Source organism: Saccharopolyspora sp. 6M (assembly GCF_020176775.1).
Lineage (GTDB): Bacteria > Actinomycetota > Actinomycetes > Mycobacteriales > Pseudonocardiaceae > Saccharopolyspora_C > Saccharopolyspora_C gregorii.
The window spans coordinates 44914-50372 of the sequence record NZ_JAIUJZ010000081.1 but is presented as its reverse complement, the minus strand read 5'-3'; the positions used below and the strand labels follow the sequence as shown (position 1 = coordinate 50372).

Genomic DNA, 5459 nt, shown 5'->3' with positions numbered 1-5459 from the left:
GTGCCGGGGGTGGAGAAGCACTGCCCCACCCACCCCGCACCGTGAGAGAAAGGGAACCTTCCGGTCACCGGTGACAGGAAGGTTCCCTTGCTCGCTCCGTCATCGGCCGTACGGGAACTGTCCGCCCGGCCACTGGTACGGGCTCTGCACCCCGGGGCGCTGCGTGGTCGTCTCCGGCTCCGAGTCCCGGACGCTTCCCAACGTGACTTCGACCGGATGGGCATTGCCGCCCTGCGCGTCGCCGACGGTGAGAACCACCTTCCCGCCAGGCTCGCTGGAACCGATCTGGGCGATCAGATCCGAGAACGCGCTGACCGCTTTGCCGTCCACCTCCAGGATCGTGTCCCCCTGCCGGAGCCCCGCCTTCTCCGCCGCGGAACCCGCGCTGACAGTGCTGATCACGGCATTGCCGGACTCGCCATCCGTGCCCGTGACACCGAGCTGCGGCTTCATCGCCGCCCCCGATTCGATGATCTCGCCGGCGACCCTGCTCGCCGTGTCGATCGGAATCGAGAAACCCAACCCGATGTTGCCCGCGCTGGATTCACCCGAGGTGTTCGACTGGATGCTCGAGTTGATCCCGATCACCTGCCCGTCGAGATTCACCAACGGCCCACCCGAATTACCCGGGTTGATCGACGCATCCGTCTGGATTCCGTTGTATACGACCGCCTGGCCGTCGTCCGACGACACCTCCACCGTGCGGTCGAGCGCACTCACGATGCCCGAAGTGACCGTGCCTTCGAGCCCCAGCGGCGAACCGATCGCCACCGCGGTCTGCCCGACCGCCAGGTTCGAGGACTTGCCCAACTCCGCTGCGGTGAGCCCGTCGACACCAGCCAGCTTGATCACCGCCAAGTCGTACGACGGGGCCGTCCCGACGACCTCACCAGCCGACTTCTTCCCATCCGGCAGGGTGACGGAAATATCTCCGCCGCTGCTCACCACGTGGTTGTTCGTCAACACGTAACCATCGGCGGTCAGCACCACTCCCGTTCCCTCCGCGCTGCCGGAACGCGACGACACCGCGATGTCCACGGTGCTCTTCGACGCCTTCTCCGCCGCGAACTGGACGGTTCCGCTCTGCGAACTGACCTGCGCGCCGACGGTGGAATCGTGCTGGTTCAACACCGGCGATCCCGAGCTCCCGGACGTTCCCAGCAACAAACTTCCGCCGAATCCGGCAGCACCACCGACGAGTCCGGCGAGCAGCGCTACGACGACCGTGCCCGCCGAAACACCGCCGAGGCGTGGTCTCCGCTCACTCGAGAACCCGGTCGGCTGCTGACCTTGAGGAGTAGCCGATTCCCACGGTGCCGAGGTCGCGCCGCGACCACCTCCCGACGGCACGTCCGCTGCGAACCGGTCCCCTGCGCCTGCGAAATCGTTGTCAGCCATGAGCCGACAGTGCTCCACCAGGCTGAGAACAAGCTTTGCGTTGCCTGGTGATTCGCCCTCAACCCATCCGCGATCAACTACGGAGCAAGGGAACCTTCCTGTCACGGGCAGCAGAAAGGTTCCCTTGCTCCTTCTGCTTCGCGGGGTGCGAGTGCCGCCGACACACCGACGAATGCGCGAGCCCCCACGTCACCCGACATGACCGATAGTGATCACATGTCATCGACAGTGATCAGCAAGGATACTCCGCATTCCGCTCCGCGACGCGTGTTTCACGTCGCCGAACTGGCAAGGCTCGGCGTCTCGCAATCGACCAGCTACCGGCGGGGACGCGCCGACGGACCATGGACGCGTCTGCTCCCCGGAATCGTCCTGGTCATGCCGGGCCCGCCCACCGCAGACGATCTGATAGCGGCTGCACTACTACGTGCCGGCCCGTCCGCCATGGTCACGGGCATGCACGCGGCACGGATGCACGGTCTCGAAACGCCGGACGAGAACGCTCCGGTCCACATCCTCATCCCGCACACCAAGAAGATCCAGAGCAGCGAACTGGTCAGGTTCGAACGCACCACGCGCCCGCCGCCACCGGTCATCATCGACGACATTCCGGTCGCCCCCGCGCCTCGGGCCGTCATGGATGCCGCCCGTACCTGGCAGTCCCGCCGATCGACGGAGGCATTGCTCGTGGAAGCGATCCAACGGGCGCCGGGATGTTCGCCACGGGCCCTCAACGAGGAAATGGAACACGGCTCTCGGCGAGGAACCGGGTTGCCACGGGAGATCCTCCGGGCGATGACCGCCGACGTCCGTTCCATCGCTGAACTCCGAGCTTTCGAGTTGCTCAAAAGTGCCGACCTGCCCGATCCCTCATGGAACACATCGCTGTTCGATCCCGACGGGCGTTACGTCGGCATGCCCGACGCCTGGTTCGACGACGTCGGCCTCGCCGTCGAATTCGACTCGTTCGCATACCACTCGTCGCGGGCCGATTTCGCCGCTACGACACGGCGGAACACCCGGTACGCGGCACACGGCGTGGCAGTCGTGCAGATCTTGCCCGTCGACGTCATGCAGAGACCTGACGAGGCTCTCGCCGCCATCGGACGAGCGTATCGAGCCGCGACTCTGAGACCACGTCCCAACGTTCTCGTCCGCGCCATCGCCGAAGGAGCTTGATCCGAACGATAGGTGAAAACGGACGCCTACCCGGAGGGCAACAGACGCCTCCGGGCATCTCGCATGCCCAAACCGCGCGGGCTACCTGCAATCCCTCACGAACGACATCCGTGCAGGAGCAAGGGAACCTTTCTGGCACAGATGACAGGAAGGTTCCCTTGCTCCAAAACAGATCAGTTGGGAGTCAGGGCGGTCTTCCCCACTCGTTCCGGCTTCCCAGAGCTGTCGACGACCCCCGCAGGCACCGGACGCGCCCGCGGATACCAGGTCGCTGCGACATCCCAGGCGGCTTCGATGAGCGCCGCGGAGTGGGCGAACGAGTAGGGCGAGAGTCCCACCGTGGCGGGCGCGGGCAGGATGTACAGCTCGCATCGCGTGGAGTTGAGCTGCACGTCGAGTCGTGCCGCGTTGAGCATCGCCGCTCCGAGCGCGGCGCCGCTGACCCCGCTGACCGACCGGGGCGGGATCGTAGGCGTCGAGGGACTGGTGACGATGTGGCCGCCGCGTTTTCCAGGCCGGTGTTCGAACGGTTCGGTTCCGCCGCACGGGAGTACGAAGACCCGTTCCGCGCCGAGCTCGACGGCCCTGCTGATCGGCATGAACGCCGCGACACCACCGTCTACCAGCCACCGGTCGTTGACACGGAACGGCGGAAAAAGCCCGGGGATGGAACAGGATGCGACGAGCGGCGGCAGCACCGGCCCGTGGTCGAAGTAGACGGCGGTGCCGGTGTCGACGTCGGTCGCGGTGACGGTGAGCGGGATCGCGGTTTGCTCGAAGGTTCGGTACGGGAGGGTTCGGTGCAGCCAGCGCGCCAGTCCGGTGCTGGTCATCAGGTGGTTGGTGATGCCGAGCTTTCCGGCGAGTATGCGCGCGGGTTGGATCGGGAAGATGTCGGAGCGCCGCATGGAGCTCCACACCGCGCGCAGGCTTTCCGCTCCGCCGCCGGAAGGGTCACCGGCGAGCCAGGCGGCGTTCAGCGATCCCGCCGAGGTGCCTACTAGGAGGTCGGGTTCGACGCCGGCTTCGAACAGCGCCGTGGCGAGGCCTGCTTGGACGGCTCCGAACGTCGATCCGCCAGGAAGCACCCAAGCTGTGCGCATGAGCGTCACCCTCTCTGCTCGTCGTGCGGTCGAGGCTAGCCGGAGTTGCGGGATGAGCGCTTCAGCTGTCTCCGGGGTCACCGCGTCGGCGCCATTGCTTGACCTGACCGCGGCGCTTCTTGGCGGCGATGCGCCGACGTCGTGATCCGGCTGTGGGTTTGGTGCGGCGACGGGTCGGCGGCTCGGGTGCGACGGCGTCGGCGAGCAGTTGTGCGAGGCGTTCCCGCGCTGCGGTGCGGTTGAGCAGCTGGCTGCGGTGTTCGGATGCGGCGATGGTGATGGCACCGTCGACCAGCCGGGATTCCAGCTGGGCGAGCGCCCGGTGGCGTTCTCGTTCGGGCAGGCTGGAGCCGGCCAGGTCGAAGGTGAGCTCGACGCGGGAGTCGGAGGTGTTGACGTGTTGACCGCCGGGCCCCGAGGAACGCGAGAACCGTTCGGACAACTCGGCTGCCGGCACGGTCAGCCTGGGGGTGATGCGCAGATCTTCGGGCACCGTCCCAGCATGGCCGCACCGGCGGCGTTCAGGCCAGCTGCAGCCAGTTCGCGGAGTCGCACGTCCGCCGCGACGCCCGCACCGAGGCGGCGAGGTCGCGCAGCACTGCCGCGGTGTCGTCCCAGCCGAGGCACGCGTCGGTGATGCTCTGCCCGAACCGGAGCGGGCGTGCAGCCCCGATGTCCTGCCTGCCAGGGACGAGGAAGCTCTCCACCATCACCCCGCGGATCGCTGCCGTACCGCTTGCGATCTGGTCGCCGACCGCGGCGACCACCGACGGCTGCCTGGTGTGGTCCTTGCCGCTGTTGCCGTGGCTGGCGTCCACCACCACTGCTGGTGGCACGCCTGCCGAGCGCAGTTTGCCGACGGCTTTCCGCACGGACGTGGCGTCGTAGTTGGGTCCGGTCGCACCGCCACGCAGGATGATGTGCGCAGCCGGGTTCCCGATGCTGCGCACCCAGGTCACGGCGCCGTCCGCCCCGGAGGCGAGGAAGCTGTGCGGGTGCCGGGCGGCGACGATGGCGTCGACCGCTGCCTGCAGCGAGCCGCTGGTCCCGTTCTTCATGCCGATCGGCATCGGCAGCGCGCTGGTCAGCTGGCGGTGCACCTGGCTTTCCACCGTTCGCGCGCCGATCGCTCCGTAGCTGATCAGGTCACCGAGGTAGTCCGGCGCGATGGGGCTGACCCATTCGGTCGCGGTCGGAAGATCCAGGTCGGCGAGTTCGAGCAGTAATCGGCGGGAGGTGCGCAATCCCGTCTCGATGTCGGCGCTGCCGTCCAAGCCAGGGTCGGCGAGCAGCCCGGTCCAGCCGACCGTGGTGCGTGGCTTTTCCAGGTAGGCGCGCATCACCACGAAGAGCTCGTCGCTGAGTTCGGCTGCGAGTCCGCGCAGGCGGCTCGCGTACTGCCGCGTCGCCGCGGCGTCGTGCAGCGAGCAGGGGCCGACCACGGCGAGCACCCGGTCGTCTTCGCCGGCGAGCACTTCCGCGATCGACCTGCGCCAATCGGCGATCTTGCTCGTGGCCGCCTGATCGACCGGCAGCTCGGCCGACAGCGCGGCCGGCGAGGTGACCGCTACGACGGATCCTCCGGACATGGGCACGACGTCGATCGACGGGTGCTCGGACATCCCACCTCCCATAACCAGGTAAGCCTAACCTAATTTGATCGCCGTGCGGTGTGAGGAAGGGGGACAATATTGCCCCCCGGGGCGGAAAGTTTGCGTGGAGCCGGGGTTTTTTTAAAAAAACCCCCCCCCCCCCCCCCAAACAAAGGGGGGTTGGGGG

Annotated in this window: 5 protein-coding genes; 1 reads left to right on the top strand and 4 read right to left on the bottom strand. The window is 67.4% G+C overall.

Translation table 11 applies throughout. The annotated features are described in order from the left end of the window. Window positions 1-99: 99 nt before the first annotated feature. Window positions 100-1398 (bottom strand): S1C family serine protease, encoded by a 1299-nt coding sequence (locus LCD31_RS12995; RefSeq protein WP_224958324.1) that lies wholly within the window; start codon window positions 1396-1398, stop codon window positions 100-102. A gap of 216 nt (window positions 1399-1614) precedes the next feature. Between LCD31_RS12995 and LCD31_RS12990 the strand changes: the two genes are divergently transcribed. Beyond that, entirely contained in the window at window positions 1615-2577 is a 963-nt protein-coding gene (locus tag LCD31_RS12990) for a hypothetical protein (protein ID WP_224958323.1), read from the top strand. Window positions 2578-2750: 173 nt separating this feature from the next. Here the strand turns inward: LCD31_RS12990 and LCD31_RS12985 are convergent, their stop codons facing one another. Genes LCD31_RS12985 through LCD31_RS12975 form a run of 3 tightly spaced genes read right to left on the bottom strand, consistent with a single transcriptional unit; the run spans window position 2751 to window position 5302 of the window. After that, entirely contained in the window at window positions 2751-3761 is a 1011-nt protein-coding gene (locus LCD31_RS12985; protein ID WP_224958322.1) for a patatin-like phospholipase family protein, read from the bottom strand. After that, on the bottom strand, window positions 3742-4173 hold the full coding sequence (arfB, locus tag LCD31_RS12980; protein ID WP_224958321.1) for an alternative ribosome rescue aminoacyl-tRNA hydrolase ArfB: 432 nt from the start codon (window positions 4171-4173) through the stop codon (window positions 3742-3744). The genes LCD31_RS12985 and arfB overlap by 20 nt, the downstream gene beginning before the upstream one ends. A 28-nt stretch (window positions 4174-4201) precedes the next feature. Then, window positions 4202-5302: a 3-deoxy-7-phosphoheptulonate synthase gene (locus LCD31_RS12975; protein WP_224958320.1), complete on the bottom strand. Its 1101-nt coding sequence runs from the start codon at window positions 5300-5302 to the stop codon at window positions 4202-4204. Window positions 5303-5459: the final 157 nt, after the last annotated feature.